A 19,973-nucleotide genomic window follows, 5' to 3' on the forward strand; every position below is an offset into this window, starting at 1 on the left:
GTCAGGTGAGCAAAGTCGATAACGACACAAACGGCTGGAGCGTCCTTACCGAACTCAAGCAGTTCATGAGTTCGGATTACCTGCTCGCAGGCTTGGGCTACGACCCGGAAGTCAGCGCCAAGCGTCTGGGCGATGGTCTGTATGAGCAACGCCTCGTTCAGCAAGCCGTTGTGGCCAGAACCGGTCAGGCGTTCATCGACGGGCAGACCTCCAATGAGGCCCAGTTCAAGTACCTGATGAACAACGCCATCGCCAGCAAACAGCAGCTGAACCTGGCTGTGGGCGTTTCGCTCAGTTCACAACAAGTCGCAGCGCTGACCCACGACATCGTCTGGCTCGAAGAGCACGAAGTGAATGGCGAGAAAGTGCTGGTGCCGGTGCTTTACCTGGCACAAGCCGACAATCGCCTTGGCCCGACCGGGGCATTGATTGCGGGTAACGACGTATCACCGATCGCCGGCCAGAACCTCGACAACGTCGGTACCTTGCACGCCGCCAACAACCTCTCGGCAGTCGCAGGCAACAACCTGATCAACACCGGCCTGATAGAAGCCGGCAACCGACTAGATCTGCTGGCGGGCAATGATCTGATCAACACCGCTGGCGGCATCATCAAAGGTCGCGATGTTTCACTGACCGCGATCAACGGCGACGTGATCAACGAACGCAGCATCACCTCGATGGACAACAGTGCACGCGGTCAGCGCCATAACGAGTTCGCCGACAGTGCCGCGCGCATCGAAGCCGCCAACGACATGAGCATTTCGGCCGGTCGCGACTTCATCAACAAGGGCAGCGTGCTGGAAAGCGGTCGTGACATGACCATCCAGGCCGGACGCGATGTCACCATCGCCCCGACCGAAGTCACCAACAGCCTGTTCTTGGACAGCAAACACAACAGCAGCGACATCACCCAACTGGGCTCCACCGCCAGTTCCGGGCGCGACCTGACCGTTCAGGCCGGACGCGACATCTCCGTCATCGCCAGCCAGATCGACGCCAAACGCGACATCGCCATGGCCGCGACCGAAAACCTCACCATCGGCTCTGCGGCGGACGAAGAGCACTCCCTGTCCAAAAGCAAGAAACTGACCCGTCAGGAAGATCACGTCAGCCAGGTTTCCTCCGATCTTGATGCCGGAGGCAGCGTTGCCTTGCAGGCCGGGCAGAACCTCGCCGTGATCTCCAGCCGCATTACAGCGGGTAAAGAGGCCTATCTGGTTGCCGGTGAAAACCTCGACATTCTGGCTGCGCAGGACAGTGATTATTCGCTGTATGACAAAAAGAAGAAGGGGAGTTTTGGGACGAAAAACTTTAAGCGCGACGAAGTTACCGACACACGCAACATAAGCAGTGAGATCACCACCGGCGGTAACCTGACGCTGGCAAGTGGCGGCGACCAGCGTTATCAGGTTGCAAAACTGAACAGTGGCAACGACCTGTTGATCAACAGTGGCGGCGCAATCGATTTCGAGGGCGTGAAAGACCTGCACGACGAAAGCCACACCAAGAACAAAAGCAGTGCAGCGTGGTTCTCGACAAAAGGCAAAGGAACGACTGACGAGACCTTTCGCCAGAGCGAACTGGTGGCCAAAGGCGAAGTTGCCATTCAGGCCGTTAACGGTCTGCGCATTGATGTGAAACAGGTCAATCAGCAAAGCGTAAGCCAGAGCATCGACGCAATGGTCAAGGCAGATCCGCAACTGGCCTGGATCAAGGATGCCGAGAAACGAGGGGACATCGACTGGCGTCAGGTCAAGGAAATCCACGAAAGCTTCAAGTACGACAAATCGGGCCTTGGGCCTGCCGCGCAGATTGTTGTCGCCATTCTGATGGCTGCGGTGATGGGCCCAGCAGGCTTTGGTTTAAGCGCTGGCATCGGCGGCGCTGTAGCAACCAGCGTTGCGACGACGGCGGTGACGAGCACGATTAACAACAAGGGTGATCTTGGCGCTGTTTTCAAAGACGTGACGTCTTCCAATGCCATCAAGGGGTACGCCATGGCGGGTGTCATGGCGGGCTTCGTGCCCACCATTGACCCGACAAAACTGGGTTTTGACCTGGCGAGTGTTCAGATCGTAGCGGATAAGGTGATCACCGAATCTGTGATCAAGACCGCGATCATGGGCGGGAGCTTCAAGGATAACCTTGGCTCTTCCATCGTCAGTACGGGAATCGCTACGGGTGGCGCCATTGCCGCAGGCAAGATCGGCGATTTCACGCTGTTCGATGAGGGCAAGCTCACCAAAGTCGGCATGCATGCCGTGCTTGGCGGGTTGATGTCAGAAGCTATGGGCGGCGATTTCCGAACGGGTGCCCTGGCCGCTGGCGCGAATGAAATGGTTGTCGATTATCTGGCTGATAGGCTGCTGCCAAAAGGTGTTGACAGAGATTCCCAAGCTTATCAGGCAGGTGTCAGCAAGCTGATGACCGCCTCGCAGTTGATCGGTGCGCTGACTGCTGCTGCAACGGGCGGGGAAGCATCGGCAGCAGCGGCGGTGACGGCTAATAGTACGCAGTACAACTATCTTGCACATAACCAGTTGAAAGAGGCAGCCGAAAAGTTAAGGAAATGTGCCCCTGCCGAGTGCGATTCGATTGTGGCCGCTTATAAAAAAGTAAGCGAAGACCAAACGATTGAAGCGATCATCAATTGCAGGTTCGACGTTTCTCTGTGTAAACCGTCCTCAAGGGATGTTGCTAACACGGTAGCTGACCTTTCGAGTGTCTACGATGCTTTGGGTGATGGTTCTAAGTACGCCAAGGACTCGCTGCAGATCCTGATCAATGAGAACCTGGAATTTCAGGAGACCTTGGCAGTTGCGACGACCGGTGCTAGCGCGCAGGCCGTGGCAGAAACACTCCAGGCCACGCTCAAGCTCACGCCTGAAGAAACTGTTGCGTTGGCGGAGGCCATTGGGGGAGGATTAGCAGCCGCTGCTGGGGGGGCGGTCGCATTCCGCAAGGTGCTTGCGGCGGCGTCAAAGCGGCTTGAGAAAGATGGTGGCGCATGGGTAAGCAAGCCGATTGATGCTGATCCAAGAGCGCTAAATGATAATGTCGTCGTGCGAAGCGATAATGATTTTTCTTCGCCGATAGGCGGCAACGGTAAGCCCAAAGCACATATCGATGAAAATGGTGATTTAATACCTCCAAACCCAGAAGGTACTGGCAGCATTCAGACACATGTGCGGGGGGGGGGGAGCTCTGAAAACTCTCCATATATCTCTGTGACTGACCCGCGTGCTGCATCCAGTCCCAAAGACTACGGTTCAAATAAAATCGAAATCGACACGGATAGGTTGCAGAAGGACATTGACTCTGGTTTATTGCCTGACACGAGGTTCTTGACTAACCGTGAGGTCGTAGCCGAATTACAAGCGAGAGTAAATGCAGCACGTGATAGATATATTAATAATCCCTCTACTAAAAATCAGACTTCACTGGCTAGAGCAGAGTCTGACATGGGAAACACCGTTCGAGATGGTGAGTGCCTGATCAAAGGCTGTGTGCCCGCAACTTATATAAAATTTATTGATGATTAGGTGTTTTTATGGATCGAAAAACGAGCATGCTGCTTAATGATATTCCGGAAGGTGCTGATTATGCTGCTGAAGCAGGTGATTTGGATTCGGAGGATATTCCACAGGAAAGAATGGAATCAGTGATCGGATTGCTTAACACGTCAGATGACAAGGTCGTGCGATTCTTGGCGGCAAAGCTATTAACTAGTTGGGGTGTTTCTGAAGGATTAAAGGCGTTAGAAAAAATTATCGAAAAAGAGATTGGTACAATAGAAAGGGTTTATGTTCATAGGCTCCACGGGTATGATGATACTTTTCGTCATGTTGGTATGGCCATCACTATGTACTACGCTAATATGGCAGATAGGGGCGAAAGGGATGTGGCGAGAAGACAGATTTACTCTGTCTTGTCGAAAATAATAAGTCTAGCAGCCAGCGAGCCGTTTGAAATAGTTGATATTTTTAGCTTTGTTAGGCGTGAAGGTTTTTTTGAGTACTTGCCCCTCATTGAGAATTGTGTTTTGTTAATGATCGATTATCCTGAAATTCACCGTTGGAAAATATTTGACACGCTTGAATTTCTTATGGAGTTTGATTCTGGGTTCGTAGCTTCACTTTTGAGGGAGAGAAATAAGACTTTGTGTGATTTTAAATGCACAGCTCCGATTGAGCTCGGTTGAGCGAAAGATAAGGAGGCGTATAAAGGCGATAGATTGGGTTTTTAGTTCTTAGGGTTTTGTAACTAAGTGAGGAGTTTTGAGCTGATTTTGGTGGGGCTATGATGCGAGAGCGACTCCAATAAATGTGGATTAAGCTTTGAGGGATTATTTTTTTGGTTCACCTACTCTCCTATTTGTATGATCTTGATGAGATTTATTTGAATTGTATTCTTATAGACTTTTGTTGTGTTGGCACTGTTATGGCTTTATTGATGTGCGTTGTGCTTTTTTATGCAGCATCTAGTTGGTTTGATTTGGTTTCATGCTATAGATATACTGTATGCATGCTAAATAAATTTTGTGTTTTTATTATATAATTTTGCCAGTTTTACCCTCTGGGGCATGAGGCAATGAAGTTTTTAGTTTTAAATTCCACACTGATGCGGCTAGCTTTATCGCAAAAAATAATTCTTTCCATAAATAAGATTTTATTGTTTGGTTAGCCTCTAGCTAAGACTTGTAGCAGCTATCGTCAGCAATTAATAGCTGAATCGCTGAGTTCACAGCAAGTCGCAGCACTTACCCGCGACATCGCCAGGCTTCATGCAAACGCTGGTGAAAAATTCCTTAGCTCTAATTTAGGCTTTGGACAGACAGCATAAATAAGAATAGGAGGTAAGCTGTTGAGTCAAGAGGGTTTTCTATATAGAAAACCCTCTAGTTCAACACATGTGCCGGTGGATTTCTAGATATGAAAAATTTTACTTACTACTCTGCGCTGCCAGAGGGTATGGCTAATAATGAACTTGATTCTGAATTTCGAGAGTTGTTAGGCGGCCTTGAGTCTGGCAATGTGGAAAGGTCTGATTTTGTGAGGTCTTTATTAGAGCTGAGTGATAGGCAATGGCATACTTATAGTGTTATGAATGTTGGCTTCAAGGAGCGAATTGAGCAATGCTTAATATCGTTATGGGATGGGCATGATCTAGATATGACTGAAAATATGATTAATATTATGGTGAGATTAGGGCTCGAGGAAGTAAGTAGGTTTCTTGGCTCGCTGTCACCGAAAGAGGTGTCGTTAAAGGTTTTCAATGAGATCTCACTTGCCCTGTCTGAACTAGGAAGCTCGGTTTCAGATCCATACAGTGGCATGCGTTAGAGGGTTTGTGAGCGACAAGGAAAGCTGCTGCTAGCGTTGACTAAGTCCAGCCAAGTTTGAGCATTGCCACTGCTTTTATTCAAATGCCAATGCGAAGAAGTGAATGCCCTTGCTAAGGGGTTGGTTGGGGGGGCATTGCGAGTTCTGATCCACTGGCCCCGTGGAGGGGGGCAAGATAAATATCAGGGCTTGAACGATGCCATCAGCTGGATCAGCCTCCTTCGACGTTAATAACCCGTTCAGAAAACCCAATTTCTGTTCTGGCTGGGAGGACCCGCATTACTTCGTGATGTTTTCAACGGTCAGTTCCCTGAGTGATGCGGCAATGATGCTGGGAGTGGAGCACGCGACTGTTTCACGCCGTATCGCTTCGCTGGAAAGTCTCTGAATGTAAAGCTTGTCGACCGTCGCAAGCGTCTCCACAACTCACTGATGATGCGCGGCATCTGGCGGCGATCTCGCGACAGATCGAGGAGAAGACTCCGGCTGTTGGCCGGCTTGCGGTGGCGGCTCGGGTGGTGCAGGGTGTGAAGGTGACCATCAGAGCGCCGTGTCGGTGGCGGTCGAGAAGTTGGTGCCGTAATTAGGGCATTTCGGGCGATGCATCCCGGCATTGTGATGTTGCGCGGGCCGGGTTGGAAATTACCTGCCTGCCGGACTTCATGATTTCATAGACCATTCGCAACGGCGAGCTGATAGCTGTGCTAACTGATTACACGGCGCATACCGAAACGTTCAGATTGCTCTGCCGTCCAGCAAGCACCTTTTGCGTTGTTTGCGAGTCTTTATTGATTTCATGCACGCCCATCTGTTTGCGCCTCCGTCAGTTTGAATGCACGGGGCGAGTCTGAAGCAACTGGCAAGGAGCACCGGTATGTACACGCTTTTCGGCACGGAAGGTTCGGGTTCAGCGGCTATCGAGATCGCGCTTCAGCGCTGCTCTGTGCCGTTTACGCTGTGCGGAGCCAGCAGTTGGGAGGAGGGGCCTGGAAAGGAGGCGTTGAGGCGGGTTAACCCGTTGATGCAAGTCCCCACGCTGGTGCTGGCCGATGGCACTGTCCTCACTGAAAGTGCTGCAATCCTGATTCATCTGGGCCTGGAGCACCCCGAGTCCGGGCTGCTGCCTGATAAGTCCGCCCCGCGTGCTCAAGCGCTTCGTGCGCTGGTTTATATCGCCGCCAACTGCTACGCCGCCATCGGGATCATTGATTACCCGCAGCGCTGGCTGGCGAGTGCCGACGATGGTCTGGAGAGGCTGCTCGAAGCAGGTGCCCGGACGCGTTTGCATGAAAACTGGGAGACATTTGCCGACCTGTTTGGTGGTGCCGGGAGTTGGCGTTGCGATGCCCCCGGCGCAGTGGAGATTCTGGCTTCTGTGGTGACGCGATGGAGTGGCACGCGGGAGCACCTGCGTAGTACCCGGCCGGATTTTCATGCGCGGTTGTTGGAGGTTGACGCTGAGCCAGTGGTCAACGCGGTCATAAGACGCCATTGGCCTTGAGACACCCGGCTGCAGGATGACGCAGGCCATAAAATAAAAGGGCCGAACATAACGTGTTCGGCCCTTTTAATTTGAGGGCTGCCTGAAGCCACCACGCCTCGGCGGTGAGGCGCTGTTGTTAGTGTTCGGTTATGTGGGCTTGCGCATTCGTTGCACTGATCGGCCCCAATATTCTCAAGTAGAGGTGCACGGTAGTGCCACTTCCCGGTGCTGTTTCGACGCGTGCGCCTCCGCCGGCGTTTACCGCAAACTCCTGCACCTGAACAAGGCCAAGCCCGGCACCCGGGTCGGAACTTCTGGTTGTGAAGAACGGTTCGAAGATCTGCTCCTTGAGCTCGGCAGTCATGCCAGGGCCGTCATCCTTCACGCTGAGTACCAGATAATCGCCTTCCGGCAATTTCGGATCTTCCTTGACGGACTCCAGCCGCGTCGAGATATGCACCTTGCCGGGGCCTGAAATTGCATCACGCGCATTGCTCAGGAGATTCAACAAGGTGGTATGCAATTGTGCTTCGGCGCACAACACGCCCCAGCCTCGAGCGGATAGGTCGAATGACAGTTCCAGCGTGTCGCCCGCCGAACGCAACAGAAGATCACGCGCGGCATCGATCCGTTCGCTGACATCGATGCAGATCAGTTCGGGACCGTCCTGGCGAACGCTGTGGAGCAGGCGAGTCACCAGTTGACGACCGTGATCCACGGCTCGCAGTCCGGTATCGCTGAGCGTCTCGACGTCGGTCGGGCGGCGTGAGCGCATGCGGATCAGTTGCAGGCTGGCGCTCAGTGCCTGAAGCAGGTTGTTAAAGTCATGAGCGATGCTTGCCGTGAGCATGCCCAGCGATGATACCCGTTGTGACTGGCGCAAATTGCGCTCCAGCGCCAGGCTTTGACTCTGTGCGCTCTCGAGCCCCAGCGCCAGCTCGGCGGCGTGTTGATCACGCTGCTCCGAAACCAGGCGGTATTGCATCAGGGCTGCGGTTTGCCGCGCCAGTGCCAGTAGGGCACGACGTTGCTGTTCGCTAAGTACCCGCGGCCATATATCGATCACGCAGACGGTGCCCAGCGCATGACCGGACTCGGTACGAATTGGCGCACCTGCATAAAAGCGGATGTAAGGAGGCCCGAGCACCAGCGGGCTCTCTCTGAAGCGAGGATCGGTGGTCGCGTCTTCAACCACCAGCACATCTGAAGGCTCCAGGATGGCATGGGCGCAGAAGGCCAGATCGCGATGCGTTTCCTGCACGTCCAGGCCGATACAGGCCTTGAACCACTGGCGTTCTCGGTCGACCAGCGAGACCAGCGCGATGGGTGCGTCGCACAATGTGGTGGCGAGCAGCACAATGTCGTCGAAGTCTTGCTCGGGAGCACTGTCCAGTATCTTGAGATGCTCAAGGGACAGGACTCGTTCTTCCTCGCTGGCAGGGAGTGGCGCAGGGTGGTGGGTCATGGGGCGCACCGCGATCGGATGAAATTGGGTCTTATGATGCCTATGATCCATAGAGCGCAGCAAGGTATAAGCCGCATAAATCAGCTCGGCGTGCGTAGGTTTGCGCAATGTCCCCCTTACTCGGGCTACCCGCTCTACACGCAGCGAAGCAATCGTGCGCAGTTCGCAGGGTGTCATGATCGGGTTCGGACACCTTCGGGCCTATCACTCCAATATCGTCACCGGCTCTTGGAGATCTATATAAGACGCACTATTAAATTAAGTTTGTCATATTAATTGAAGTTCGATCGTCATAAGAAGTTGATAGGTGTCGAGAGTAATGGAGTGTCCTTTCTGGAAACTATATTTGTAACTTATTGTGTCCATATTATGCGTGCCGTGTAATAAACTGTCTTTCGCTTTTTGCCTTGGCAAAGATCGTAAGCCAATTAATAACGTCCGTATTCTTCAGGAGCAACGCCGATGCCCGGCCCAAATGAATCAAGCCCTGCCGAACTTCTGCCCGACGGGGCTACCGACGACCGAGTCACGAGTCTGTTATGGGGACCATTCTGGCTTGGGGATTCGTCCGGCACCCATCTGACTTACAGCTTCCATAGGTCCGACTCCGTCTACGCCACCGATTACAGTCGCTCTCAGGAGCCCGGCGATGCCTATTCGCTGACCGACGCCCAGGCGGCAGCCGCAAAAAGCGCACTGGATGCCTGGAGTGCGGTGGCGGATATCAAGTTTACCGAGGTTCAGGACACCGCCGATAACGTCGGAGACATACGTTTCGGCGGCTTCAAGGGGCTGCAAGGCACCGAGTTTGGCCAGGCTTATGCACCGGGTACGCTGGGCCGCTCTGGCGACGTCTGGATCGGGCCGAAAGTCAACGCGGCCGATCCTGCCAAAGGCACGGATGATTACCTGACGTTCATGCATGAAACCGGTCATGCACTGGGCTTGAAGCATTCGTTCGAAGCCTCGCAGTACAACGACGTGCTGCTCGATGCCAAATTCGAAGATGCGCGCTACACGATCATGAGCTACACCAACAATTACAGCTTCAAGCCGACCACGCCGATGCTGCTGGATGTCGCGGCCATGCAATTCATATACGGTGCCAACACCCACTATCACACCGGCGACGATGTCTATAAATGGGCACCTGGGCAGTCGGTATTCGAGACCATCTGGGACGCTGGCGGCAAAGACACCATCGACGCCAGCAATCAGCTTGCATCGGTGAAAATCAACCTCAACGAGGGTGAGTTCAGCACCATAGGCAAGGCGTTTCTCGATTACAACGCGAACCCTGACGCCCCCACGCTGATGAATTCCGGGTTGGCGATCGCCTACGGCGCGCACATCGAAAACGCCATAGGTTCTGCCTTCAATGACACACTGATCGGCAATGACCTGGATAACGTGCTCAATGGTCGCGGCGGTGTGGATACCATGATCGGCGGGCTGGGCAACGACACCTACGTCATCGATCAGGCAGGCGAACTGGATCTGGTTCAGGAAAAGGCCGATCAGGGCACCGATACGCTGAAGATCACCTACGACAATACCTCGCCTATCGCACAGGTCATCAACCTCAATGCCGGGACGTTGGTGAACTTCGAGAATGTCCATCTCAAGGGCGAGGGCGCGTTCACCTTGCTGGGCAATGATCGCAACAACACCTTGACCGGCAATGATGCAGACAATGTTCTGTTCGGCGGTGCCGGCAATGACAAACTGGTGGGCGGTCAGGGCGCCGATATCATGACTGGCGGTAGCGGCGCTGACCGTTTCGTGTTCAACGATCTGTCGGAAATGGGTAAAGGTCACAACAGCGACGTGATCACCGACTTCAATAGTCAGCAAGGCGACAAACTGAGCTTCCTGAAGATGGACGCCAACGTCGACACCAAGGCCCTTGATGCTTTCAGCTTCATCGGCAGCGGCGAGTTCACAGGCGCTGGTCAGTTGCGTTTCGCCGATCATGTGCTGTCCGGCAACGTCAACGGCGACCTGCACGCGGACTTTGAAATCCAGCTGGTTGGCGTCAACCAGTTCAATGCCCACGATCTGGCGGTCTGATCACTGATGTGAAAGACCGGTCTCAATGCCAGGACTGCGCCGCTGATAGGCGCAGTCTTGTCTGACCATCTCTCTTCCCCCCTCTTTACTCTTTTCTGGTTTTAAGCGCGCACCGTAATTGGGCGAGGCGGCGTTTTGCGCGTTTTTTGGCACCGTGACGGTGCTGTTACAAAATTTAAAACCACAAATTCAATATATCCAACAAAACCCACTTGACTCATCAGGGCCTGCTGAATGTAATGCCCCGACAGCCGTTGGTGCCGTGCATTGCGCATAAGTGTCCAAGAGGAATCAGCTTTGATTGAGTCCAAGCCATCTTCCATGCCTACCGTGATTGAAGCTGCCACGCTTGTCCGTGAAGGGGAGCTGACGCCGATACACTTGACCGAATTGTGCCTGGCAGCGATCGAAACCCACAATTCCACACTGAATGCATTCGGTGACGTTTATGCCGAGGCCGCGCTTGAACAGGCCGCAGGCATGACCGCCGAACTGCAGCGCGGTCAGGTACGCGGGCCGCTGCACGGCATCCCCTTTGGCATCAAGGATCTTTTTTCCACCGCAGGGTTGCGCACCACACGAGGGTCGTTGACCGCCCTGGAGTCGGTGCCAGTCCAGGATGCGCCCATCATTCGTCGCCTGAAGAACGCTGGCGCGATTATTCTCGGCAAGACAGCGACGACCGAATTCGGCTGGACGGGCGCCAGTACGTCACGGGTGTTCGGCAATGGGCGCAATCCCTGGGACCCGAGCCTCACCAGCGGCGGCTCCAGCTCCGGTTCGGCGATTGCCGTGGCGGCGCGTATGGTCCCTGCGGCACTGGGTTCCGATGGCGGTGGCTCGGTACGCATTCCGGGCTCGTTCTGTGGCGCATTTGCCCTCAAGGGCACGCTGGGGCGTATTCCCACCTGGCCCTGGTCGGCCACCGAAATGCTCAGCCACGCCGGGCCGATCACCCGAACCGTACGCGACAGCGCGTTGTTGTTCGACATTCTGTCGGGCCCCGATCCTCTGGATCATCAGGCGCTGCCAGCCCCTGACGAGTCCTTTCTGGCCCGTTGCGACCAGCCGCTGAAACCCTTGCGCATCGGTTTCTGCCCGACGCTGTTCGACACGCCGATCGATCCGCAGGTTGCCGCAGCGGTTGATGCCGCCGTGGGCAATATCGCCAGATCGCTGCCTGTCACGGTCAGCACACTCAAGCCGGATTGGCAGGACCCGCTGGCGACCTTCGAAACCCTGTGGGTCGCCGGGCGCGGTATTGCCTATGGCAAGGCGCTTGCGCAGAAGCTGGACCAGCTCGATCCGGGCTTTGCCGAGCTGATCAAGCGGTCTGCCCAATACAGCCTGAGTGATTATCTGCAGGCTCTGCAACAGCGTGCGGCGTTCGCCAATCAGGTGCACGCGCTGTTTGATGATTACGATCTGCTGCTCATGCCCACGCTGCCAATCCTGCCGTTTGCCGCAGACGATGTCGCCCCCGTGCGCTATGCCGGGCAGGACGGCGCTGTGCCGTGGGCGCGCTGGACGCCGTTCACTTACCCTTTCAACATCACCGGCAATCCGGCCGCCAATCTGCCCTGCGGGCGGAGCAGCGCAGGACTGCCGATCGGTCTGCAGGTCGTCGGTCCGCGCTTCGCCGACGCCCAGGTGCTGCAGTTCTGTGCTGCGGTAGAGGCCATTGCGCCCTGGGATCAGTACTTGCCACCGGTTTCGGGGCAATAGACATGTCGCTCACGCACGAGGATAAGCGGCCCAAGGGCCCGGACACTGGAGCCATCACTTTGCAACGGAATGTCACCCCCATGCTCAATCAGCCGCGTCTGGACGAAATCATGCGCCTGCTCGCTCAACAGCAGCGGGTCAAGGCGTCGGACCTTGCACAATTACTGTTCGTTTCCGAAGAGACCATCCGCCGTGACTTCAAGCATCTGGAGGAAGAGGGCAGGTTAAGGCGAATTCACGGCGGCGCCATTCTGCCCAGGTCCAGCGAAGAATTGCCGCTGCAGGAGCGCAGCAGGCTCAAGCCTCGCGCCAAGGCCGGAATCGCCGTGCGCGCTGCGCAACTGGTCAGCGAAGGCATGGCGATCTTCCTCGACACCGGCACCTCGACGCTGGCGCTGGCCCAGCAACTGACCCGGTTCAGTCAGTTGAAGATCATCACCAATTCGCTGGACATCGCTCAGTTGATATCGCACCAGAGCGACAATCAGGTTCTGGTTGCGCCCGGCGATGTGCGGCGCACCGACAACGCCTTGATCGGCCCCCATACGCTAGAGTTCGCCCGGCAGTTCCACTACGACATTGCTTTCATGGGCATCGGCGGTATTGATCCGGACTTCGGCCTGATGGACTACCAGGAGCCTGAAGCCATGTTGCGCAGGACGTTGGTCAGGCATTGCACGCGCAGCGTTGTGCTGGCCGACGATGGCAAGTTCGGTCATCGCACCTTCATCAACACCCTGCCATTTGCCGCGATCACCACCCTGGTCACCAATCGCGCGCTATCCGACGAGTTTGCGACACGCCTGGAGAAAGATAATGTCGATACCCTCTACTCCTGAACTGATAGAGCCGAGCGCAACGGATCTGGCAGCGTTCGAAGCATTGTTTCGGCAAAGCTCGGCCATCGGTGCAACACCGGCCGGTGGCCTGCACCGGTTGGCGGCATCGGCTGAAGACGGTCAGGTACGCGACCTGTTTCGGGACTGGCTCGAAGCGCACGGCTTCGAGGTCCGCATCGATGCGGTGGGCAACCTGTTCGGCCTCATGACCTTTGATCCCGACGCGCCTTATCTGCTCTGCGGTTCACACCTGGACAGCCAGCCGAGTGCCGGGCGTTTCGATGGCGTGTACGGCGTGCTGGCCGGTGCCGTGGCGGTGTCCAGCCTGGTGCGGCAATTGCTTGAGCGTGGCGAAGTTCCGCGCTGCAATCTGGCGGTCGTCAACTGGACCAACGAGGAGGGGGCGCGCTTTCAGCCGAGCCTGATCGGCAGCGGCGTGTTCACCGGTGCCCTGAGGCTGGACAGCGCCTGGGAAAGCTGCGATGGCGACGGTATCCGTCTCAAGGACGCCCTGCAGGCCATCGGTTATCTGGGCAACGATCACGTTGATTTGAACATTGCCGGGTATGTCGAAATTCATGTCGAGCAGGGCGCTGGGCTGGAAAGCAGCCAGACAGCCATCGGCGTAGTGCGCGAGACCTGGGCCGCGCTGAAAAGACGGGTGCGTTTCGATGGCGAGCAGAACCATACCGGCCCCACGCCCATGGCTGCCCGGCGGGATGCGTTGCTGGCCGCTGCGCACACCATCACTGCGGTGCATGACGAAGCGTTGCAGCACGGCGTGCAGATGCACAGTTCGGTAGGGCGTATCGAGGTCTACCCCAATTCGCCCAACGTGGTGCCTTCGCGGGTGTCGCTGCTGATCGAGTACCGCTCTCGCGACGTCGATCTGCTGAGCGCTGCCTCGGAACGCCTCGATGCAACACTGCACGCGATCGCCGACAAGACCATGACATCGTTTGAAGTGGAAAGCAGCGTGTTGCGCTCGCCAGCCAGGCTGCATGACGGGTTCGCTGCATTGGCGCACGGCGTAGGCGCCGAGCTGGGTTTGTCGACCACCGACAGCATGACCGTGGCCGGTCACGATGCGATCAGTCTGAACAGGCACTACCCCGTGTGCCTGCTGTTCATCCCCAGTAGCAACGGCGTTTCTCATAACGAGGCCGAATACACCAGCGATCAGGACATGCACAACGGTCTGCGCATGCTGACCGGTCTGTTGCATCGGGCTTGTACCTCGTCCGCGTCACTTGGTTGAGGGGCTGACCATGCCATATGCCGACGATTTGATCACACGCCTGCGCAGCGCATTGCCACCTTGCGGGTTCGTTGCAGACGCCGGGATCGAGAGCGTTACGCAGGGCGTGGCCTCGCCCTCGAGACTGTCGACCGAGTGGGCCGGCTTTCGGGTCAGCAGTGCGCAGGGCGGTTGCTACGCCAAGGTTCTGCATGCCGACATGGCGCAACTGATCGACTTCGACAAGGTAGCCCAGGCCAGCGAATGTGGCGGCCGTAGCGCGGCGGCACCGCGTCTGCTTGGCGCAGACCCGGCCAATGGCGTGCTGATCTTCGAGGACCTCGGTGTGGACTGGCGAGCGGCGCGGCTCGACGATCTGCTTGCACCCGGTCGGCTTGCGACGCTGTGGGCACTCAAACGGCAGGTGCATGCCGGACCTGTGCCTGATGCCGTGCGCTCACCGATGGCGGACATCGAGCGCCTTCGCACAGTGTGTAACCGCGATAACGTTGCGCTGCCTGCCGAGCATCAATGGATCGACCGTTGCGTCGACATGGCCTGGCAGGCGCTACAGAGCCGCGTCGTGCAAGCGGTTCCGCTGCACGGCGACGGTGTGTCCAGCAACGTCATGGTGTCCAGCGAAGGCCAGTTGCGTCTGGTGGATTTTGACTACGGTGGCTGCATGGACCCGTGGTACGACGTGGCGATTACCCTCAATGAGCTTTATTCGTTCGAGCGCCAGTGGCGCGAAGGGATCAGCGCGTGGGCCGGACAATGTCTGGAAGTCGACTACGCCGTATGCCGTCTGTATGCGCTGATCAACGACTGGTACTGGACGTTGTGGGGATTTTGGGCCGGTACCACGTCCGCGCGGCCACTGGAGTTTTCCAAGGTCGGGCAATGGACGCTGCTGCGCTGTCGGCAGTGCGTTCAGGACCCGCGGCTGGAAGGCTGGATGCGTCAGGTTCAGGAGGGTAAGGCATGAAAACGTTAGGGCAGTCGGTCAGTACCCAGGAACGACAACTGGAAGCCGCCGTGCGCAGCATCGACAGCTGGCAGGGGCGCCGCATTGACTACGAGCCTGTCAGTGGCGGTATCTCCAACACCAACTGGCGGGTCGAAGTCGAGGGCGCCGACACGGCGTACTTCTTCAAGGTGCCAGGCGTCGGTACAGAGATGTTCATCGACCGTCACACTGCCCACGAGGCCAGTGTGAAGGCGGCGCAAACCGGTTATGGCGCACCGGTTTTCGCTTTCCTCGAAGCCTTCGGTGTCGAGGTGTTCGAGTTCATGGAGGGCTGGCGGGCGTCGTCCAACCATGACTTCCTGCAACGCGACATACGCCACAGTGCCCTGCACGGGCTCAAGGCGTTCAACGATCAGCCGCTGCTGCAGCAGACCAAGACCGTGTTTGACATGATCGCCGAGCACCAGAGCCAGGTGGCCGAACTCAAGGGCATCAAGCCTCAGGATGACGACTGGCTGTGCCTGCAATACCAGCGCGCAAAAGCTGCGCTGCAAGCTTCCGGGATCGATCTGGCTCCGTGCATGAACGACACGCTGGCAGGCAACTTCATGCTCAACGCGGATCGCCAGATTCGTCTGGTGGATTTCGAGTACGCCTCCAACAACGACCGCCATTACGAATTGGCGCTGTGGTTCGGCGAGATGTTTTTCAGCGACGACATGGAGCTGGCGCTGATCGAGGACTACTTCGGCCAGGTCAGCGCGCAAACCGTCGCGCGGATCAAGCTCAACAAGGCCTTGGCCGACATCAAATGGTCGACCTGGGCGATGGTGCAGCACGCGGTGTCACAACTGGACTTCGACTTCTACAAGTACGGCACCTGGAAGCACATGCGGGCGCGCAGCATCATCAATGATTCGCAATGGGAAACCTGGCTGCGGCAGGTCTGAGTCGACCTCGTCCGGCGAGCCTTTGAACACGTAAGACAAGTACTTCAATAATAAAAAAGTAGCGGGCAACCGCGTGTTTCTTTCACTGCTTGAGTTTTATCCGATCACTTATCCATAGCCAGATCCTGAAATTCAAGGAGCACTCCATGAGTAACGTTCCGTCCCTTTCTACCCCCGGCCGCCTGAAGAATCTGGTGTTTGGCCTGTACTTCTTCGCGCTGTTGATGATGGCGCTGTTTCCGCCGTTTTACCTCAAGGTCAGCGGCAGTACCTTGCTGGTGCTGGGTATTCCGCTGCCGATCTTCTACTGGATTCTGATCGCGGTGCTCATGGGGCTGGGCCTGTGGATGCTCTACGTGGTCGAGTCGCTGCTGGGTGAAATTCCACAAGAGGGGGACGGGCAATGATCAGTACGACTACGGTTGCGGATCTTTACATCACCTTCGGCCTGATCGGTGTATTTCTGGCGGGCATGATTGCGGTGCTGTACGCGACGAACCGCAAGAGCGAGAGTTTTTCCGATTACGCGGTGGGCGGTCGCTCCTACGGGCCGTGGTTCATCGCCATGTGTTACACCAACTCCTGGTGGCCGGGCGCGACGTTCACGGCGTTTTTCGCCTTGTCGGTCGGTGGCGCGCTGGGCTTTTACGGCATGGTCTACGCCACGCTGGGCGTGACCGCCATGTACCTGATGGCCAATCGTGCCTGGACCTGGGGCAAGCGCTTCAACCTGACCACCCAGCCGGATTTGCTGGGCATGCGCTTCAACAGTCCTGTGGTCAAACGCATTGCTTCGATCATCGGCATCATTTCAGTGTTCCCCTGGGTGGTGATGGGAATTCAGGCCCTCGCGACGCTTTTTCAGTTCGCCAGCTTCGGTCGTTGGGGTGTGACCACCTGCCTGTTGGTGGGCGTGGTGGTGATCCTTATTCGTCAGTACTGGACGGTGAGCATGGGCATGCGCGGCCTGATCATGACCGACATGTATCAGGGCCTGATTGCCTATGTGCTGTGCGCCGCGCTGTGCATCTTCCTGCTGTTCGGCGCGCAGGCCTCGTTCAGCAATCTGTCGCAGTTGCCCGCCAGCATGCTGGTGATTCCTGGCGGAACTGGCAGTACCTACGGGCCGATGTACATGTTCAGCCTGATCTTTACCGGCGTGATCGGCTCGATGTGCTGGCCGATGAGCTTTCAGCGCATTTACACCGCCAGCGGCGTGCGCTCGGTGAAGAAGGGCACGCTGCTGACCATCCTGCTGGTCGGTGGCTTCTACGGCATTCTGATGCTCTTTGCGGCAGCAATCAGCCAGGACCCGAACGTCGCGGCTCATCCGCAACACGGCTGGTTCCTGTCGTTGTTCGACATCGGCGGGCCTTGGCTGCTCGGCGTGGCAATCATGATCGTGCTGGCGGCGAGCATTGGCCATGTCGACGGCTGCGTGCAGGTGTGCGGTACGCAGTTCGCCAATGACCTGGCGACCTGGAGCAAGCCGCGCAGCGATCGCGAGAAGACCATTCTCGCCAAGGTCGGCATGGTGGTGTTCATTGCGGCGGCCTCATTGCTGGCTTACCTGACCTTCGACTATGCCCGCCTGCAATTGCTGGCGCAGATTTCCTATCAGGGCATTATCCAGTTGGCCGTGCCGCTGTTTTTCGGCGTGTTCAGTCGTCATGGCAACAAGCAGGGCGCGATTGCCGGCATGCTGGTGGGGATTGTGATCGCCATCGTGCTGACCACGATCTACCCGGATGACATTCCGGCACTGGGTTCGTTGACCAGCGGCATCGTCGGTCTGATCTTCAATGCGGGGATCTTTGTTGCCTGCGCCGTTGCCATCAAACCGAGTGCGGATGAAATCAGACGCGTCGATGAGTTGTTCGCCATGGCGGCGCCAGCGCGTCGTGGCGTGGGTCCGGTTGTGGCGATGAGCTGATGCCGCCTGCGGCTCAGCGTGCATTGATAAAGTCAATGAAAGCCCTCAGCGGTGAGGGCAGGTAACGGCGCCCCGGGTAGTACAGATACGGCCCGGTGAAGCGCTGCCACCAGGGCTCGAGTATCGGTTCCAGTGCGCCGCTGTCCAGGTGAGGGCGTAGCCAGTCCTCGAACAGATGAACAACGCCCAGCCCGTCGATGGCGGCCTGCACAGTCAGATCGAACGCACCGCCTATCCTTACGGTGAGAGGGCCTGTCGGGTCAACCTTGACGGTTTCGCCGTCCCGCTCGTATTCCCACAGCGGTATGACCCCGCTGGGGAATTTTCCTCGCAGACAGGCATGCGCGAGCAGATCTCGCGGGTGCTCGGGGCGCCCTCTGGCCTGCAGATAGGCCGGTGACGCAGCCGTTGCAAAACGCTGGAACCTCGGGCCGATGGGCACCGCGATCATGTCCTGCTCGAGGCGCTCGTCGTAGCGAATGCCGGCATCGCACCCGGCGGCAAGCATGTCGACAAAGCTTTCTTCGGTAACCACCTCCAGACGGATGTCGGGGTAGGTCTGCAGGAACGGCGTGATGATCGACGGCAGCACCAGCCGGGCGGCGCTGACCGGAACGTTCAGCCTGAGAGTGCCCGAGGGGCGATCGCGAAAGTCATTGACCACATCCAGGGCAGCCTCCACTTCGCCCAGCGCAGGCACGATACGCTCCATAAGCTTGGCGCCAGCCTCTGTCGGAGCCACGCTGCGCGTGGTGCGGTTCAGCAGCCGTCCCCCAAGTCGCGATTCCATACGGCGAATGGCGTCGCTGAGGCTGGAGGCGGATTTGCCGCTGAGCCGCGCGGCCTCGCGAAAGCCTCTGGCGTTGACCACGGCGACGAAGGCCAGCAGGTCCTGAATATCGGTAGTCATTAGTGTGGCCCCGTTGTTCTGCTCAGTGTTCGCTCAGGCGTACAGGTTGTGCCGATTACGCCTGATTATCAATACAGTGCTCAATGCCTATAGTGAGGAACACACATCGGATCAAGGGGCACGAAATGAGTCATGCAAACAAGGCGGGTACATTCCTGTTGGGCAGCCATCGCGTCAACCGCATGGGCTATGGCGCGATGCAGTTGGCCGGGCCTGGGGTGTTCGGTCCTGCTAAAGATCCGCAGGGTGCCCGGGCCGTGTTGCGCGAAGCCCTCGCGCTGGGGGTCAACCATATCGATACCGCAGACTTTTACGGCCCGCATGTCACCAATGCGCTGATTCGCGAAGCGCTGCACCCTTACGCGGATGACCTGCTGATCGTCACCAAGGTCGGCGCAGTGCGCGGCGCGGATGCTTCATGGAATCCTGCGTCCAGCCCGGCACAGTTGACCGCGGCGGTTCACGACAATCTGAAGAACCTCGGGCTGGAGGTGCTCGATGTGGTCAACTTCCGGGCATGGGGTGAGCAGCATTCGCCTGCAGAAGGCTCCATCGAGGAGCCGTTGACGGTACTGGCCGAGTTGCAGCGCCAGGGTTTGATCCGTCATCTCGGGGTCAGTAACGTCACGGCCCGGCAAGTCAGGCAGGCGCAGGGAATTGCCGAGATTGTCTGCGTGCAGAATCATTACAACCTTTCCCACCGCCATGACGAGCCGTTGATTGCAGAGCTGGGCGAGCAGGGCATTGCGTATGTCCCGTTCTTCCCCATGGGCGGATTTTCACCCCTGCAATCGGAAACCCTGACTCGAGTGGCCGCTGGCCTGAATGCCTCGCCGCTGTGTGTCGCCCTGGCCTGGCTACTGCAACGTGCGCCCAATATTCTGCTGATTCCGGGCACGTCCTCCATCGCTCATTTGCGTGAAAATCTTGCCGCCAGCGAGTTGGTTATTGCACCGGAGCTGCTGGCCGAGCTTGATAGTGTTGCTTAGGGGAATATCTGTTGAGCAACCCACCTGATGTTTTCGGGTGGGTTTGTTTACAGGCTGCTG

General features: G+C 57.1%; 15 protein-coding genes and 1 pseudogene. 14 read left to right on the forward strand and 2 right to left on the reverse strand.

Going from position 1 to position 19,973, the window contains the following annotated elements:
- The first annotated feature begins 5 nt into the window (after nucleotides 1-5).
- The 5 genes and pseudogenes from JOE33_RS24485 to JOE33_RS24505 all read left to right on the forward strand — a co-directional run bounded on the left by JOE33_RS24485 (nucleotide 6) and on the right by JOE33_RS24505 (nucleotide 6,846).
- Nucleotides 6-3,545 (forward strand): DUF637 domain-containing protein, encoded by a 3,540-nt coding sequence (locus tag JOE33_RS24485; protein WP_348635083.1) that lies wholly within the window; start codon nucleotides 6-8, stop codon nucleotides 3,543-3,545.
- 8 nt (nucleotides 3,546-3,553) lie between these two features.
- Nucleotides 3,554-4,204: a hypothetical protein gene (locus tag JOE33_RS24490; protein WP_122529748.1), complete on the forward strand. Its 651-nt coding sequence runs from the start codon at nucleotides 3,554-3,556 to the stop codon at nucleotides 4,202-4,204.
- Nucleotides 4,205-4,934: 730 nt separating this feature from the next.
- Nucleotides 4,935-5,345, forward strand: a complete 411-nt coding sequence (locus JOE33_RS24495) for a hypothetical protein (RefSeq protein ID WP_122529747.1) — start codon at nucleotides 4,935-4,937, stop codon at nucleotides 5,343-5,345.
- 617 nt (nucleotides 5,346-5,962) lie between these two features.
- Nucleotides 5,963-6,177: pseudogene (locus tag JOE33_RS24500) on the forward strand (LysR substrate-binding domain-containing protein); the annotation flags it as partial.
- 42 nt (nucleotides 6,178-6,219) lie between these two features.
- Complete coding sequence (locus JOE33_RS24505) at nucleotides 6,220-6,846, forward strand: glutathione S-transferase (protein ID WP_010428191.1); 627 nt, start codon at nucleotides 6,220-6,222, stop codon at nucleotides 6,844-6,846.
- A gap of 118 nt (nucleotides 6,847-6,964) precedes the next feature.
- Here JOE33_RS24505 and JOE33_RS24510 read toward each other — a convergent pair whose 3' ends face one another.
- Nucleotides 6,965-8,293, reverse strand: coding sequence for an ATP-binding protein (locus JOE33_RS24510; RefSeq protein WP_187625491.1), 1,329 nt, complete (start codon nucleotides 8,291-8,293; stop codon nucleotides 6,965-6,967).
- A 462-nt stretch (nucleotides 8,294-8,755) separates the two neighbouring features.
- On the opposite strand from JOE33_RS24510, the gene JOE33_RS24515 reads away from it, so the two are divergent.
- The 8 genes from JOE33_RS24515 to JOE33_RS24550 all read left to right on the forward strand — a co-directional run bounded on the left by JOE33_RS24515 (nucleotide 8,756) and on the right by JOE33_RS24550 (nucleotide 18,014).
- On the forward strand, nucleotides 8,756-10,363 hold the full coding sequence (locus JOE33_RS24515; RefSeq protein ID WP_032612646.1) for a M10 family metallopeptidase: 1,608 nt from the start codon (nucleotides 8,756-8,758) through the stop codon (nucleotides 10,361-10,363).
- A gap of 321 nt (nucleotides 10,364-10,684) precedes the next feature.
- Nucleotides 10,685-12,088, forward strand: a complete 1,404-nt coding sequence (locus JOE33_RS24520) for an amidase family protein (protein WP_187625490.1) — start codon at nucleotides 10,685-10,687, stop codon at nucleotides 12,086-12,088.
- Between the two features lie 80 nt (nucleotides 12,089-12,168).
- The gene (locus JOE33_RS24525) at nucleotides 12,169-12,927 is read left to right on the forward strand and encodes a DeoR/GlpR family DNA-binding transcription regulator (protein ID WP_010428197.1); all 759 of its coding nucleotides are present in this window, start codon (nucleotides 12,169-12,171) and stop codon (nucleotides 12,925-12,927) included.
- Nucleotides 12,905-14,185, forward strand: a complete 1,281-nt coding sequence (locus tag JOE33_RS24530) for a M20 family metallo-hydrolase (protein WP_032612649.1) — start codon at nucleotides 12,905-12,907, stop codon at nucleotides 14,183-14,185. The genes JOE33_RS24525 and JOE33_RS24530 overlap by 23 nt, the downstream gene beginning before the upstream one ends.
- 10 nt (nucleotides 14,186-14,195) lie before the next feature.
- The gene (locus tag JOE33_RS24535; RefSeq protein ID WP_187625489.1) at nucleotides 14,196-15,149 is read left to right on the forward strand and encodes an aminoglycoside phosphotransferase family protein; all 954 of its coding nucleotides are present in this window, start codon (nucleotides 14,196-14,198) and stop codon (nucleotides 15,147-15,149) included.
- Nucleotides 15,146-16,081, forward strand: coding sequence for a choline kinase family protein (locus JOE33_RS24540; protein WP_010428210.1), 936 nt, complete (start codon nucleotides 15,146-15,148; stop codon nucleotides 16,079-16,081). The genes JOE33_RS24535 and JOE33_RS24540 overlap by 4 nt, the downstream gene beginning before the upstream one ends.
- Before the next feature lie 146 nt (nucleotides 16,082-16,227).
- Entirely contained in the window at nucleotides 16,228-16,488 is a 261-nt protein-coding gene (locus JOE33_RS24545; RefSeq protein ID WP_032612653.1) for a hypothetical protein, read from the forward strand.
- Nucleotides 16,485-18,014, forward strand: coding sequence for a sodium:solute symporter family protein (locus JOE33_RS24550; RefSeq protein WP_010428216.1), 1,530 nt, complete (start codon nucleotides 16,485-16,487; stop codon nucleotides 18,012-18,014). The genes JOE33_RS24545 and JOE33_RS24550 overlap by 4 nt, the downstream gene beginning before the upstream one ends.
- A 13-nt stretch (nucleotides 18,015-18,027) precedes the next feature.
- Here the strand turns inward: JOE33_RS24550 and JOE33_RS24555 are convergent, their stop codons facing one another.
- Complete coding sequence (locus JOE33_RS24555) at nucleotides 18,028-18,924, reverse strand: LysR family transcriptional regulator (RefSeq protein WP_187625488.1); 897 nt, start codon at nucleotides 18,922-18,924, stop codon at nucleotides 18,028-18,030.
- 125 nt (nucleotides 18,925-19,049) lie between these two features.
- Here JOE33_RS24555 and JOE33_RS24560 point away from each other — a divergent pair, with 125 nt between their 5' ends.
- Nucleotides 19,050-19,913: an aldo/keto reductase family oxidoreductase gene (locus tag JOE33_RS24560; protein ID WP_010428220.1), complete on the forward strand. Its 864-nt coding sequence runs from the start codon at nucleotides 19,050-19,052 to the stop codon at nucleotides 19,911-19,913.
- The last annotated feature ends 60 nt before the right edge of the window (nucleotides 19,914-19,973 follow it).

Origin of the sequence: Pseudomonas sp. PvP027, from assembly GCF_017833005.1 — a bacterium.
GTDB lineage: Bacteria > Pseudomonadota > Gammaproteobacteria > Pseudomonadales > Pseudomonadaceae > Aquipseudomonas > Aquipseudomonas congelans.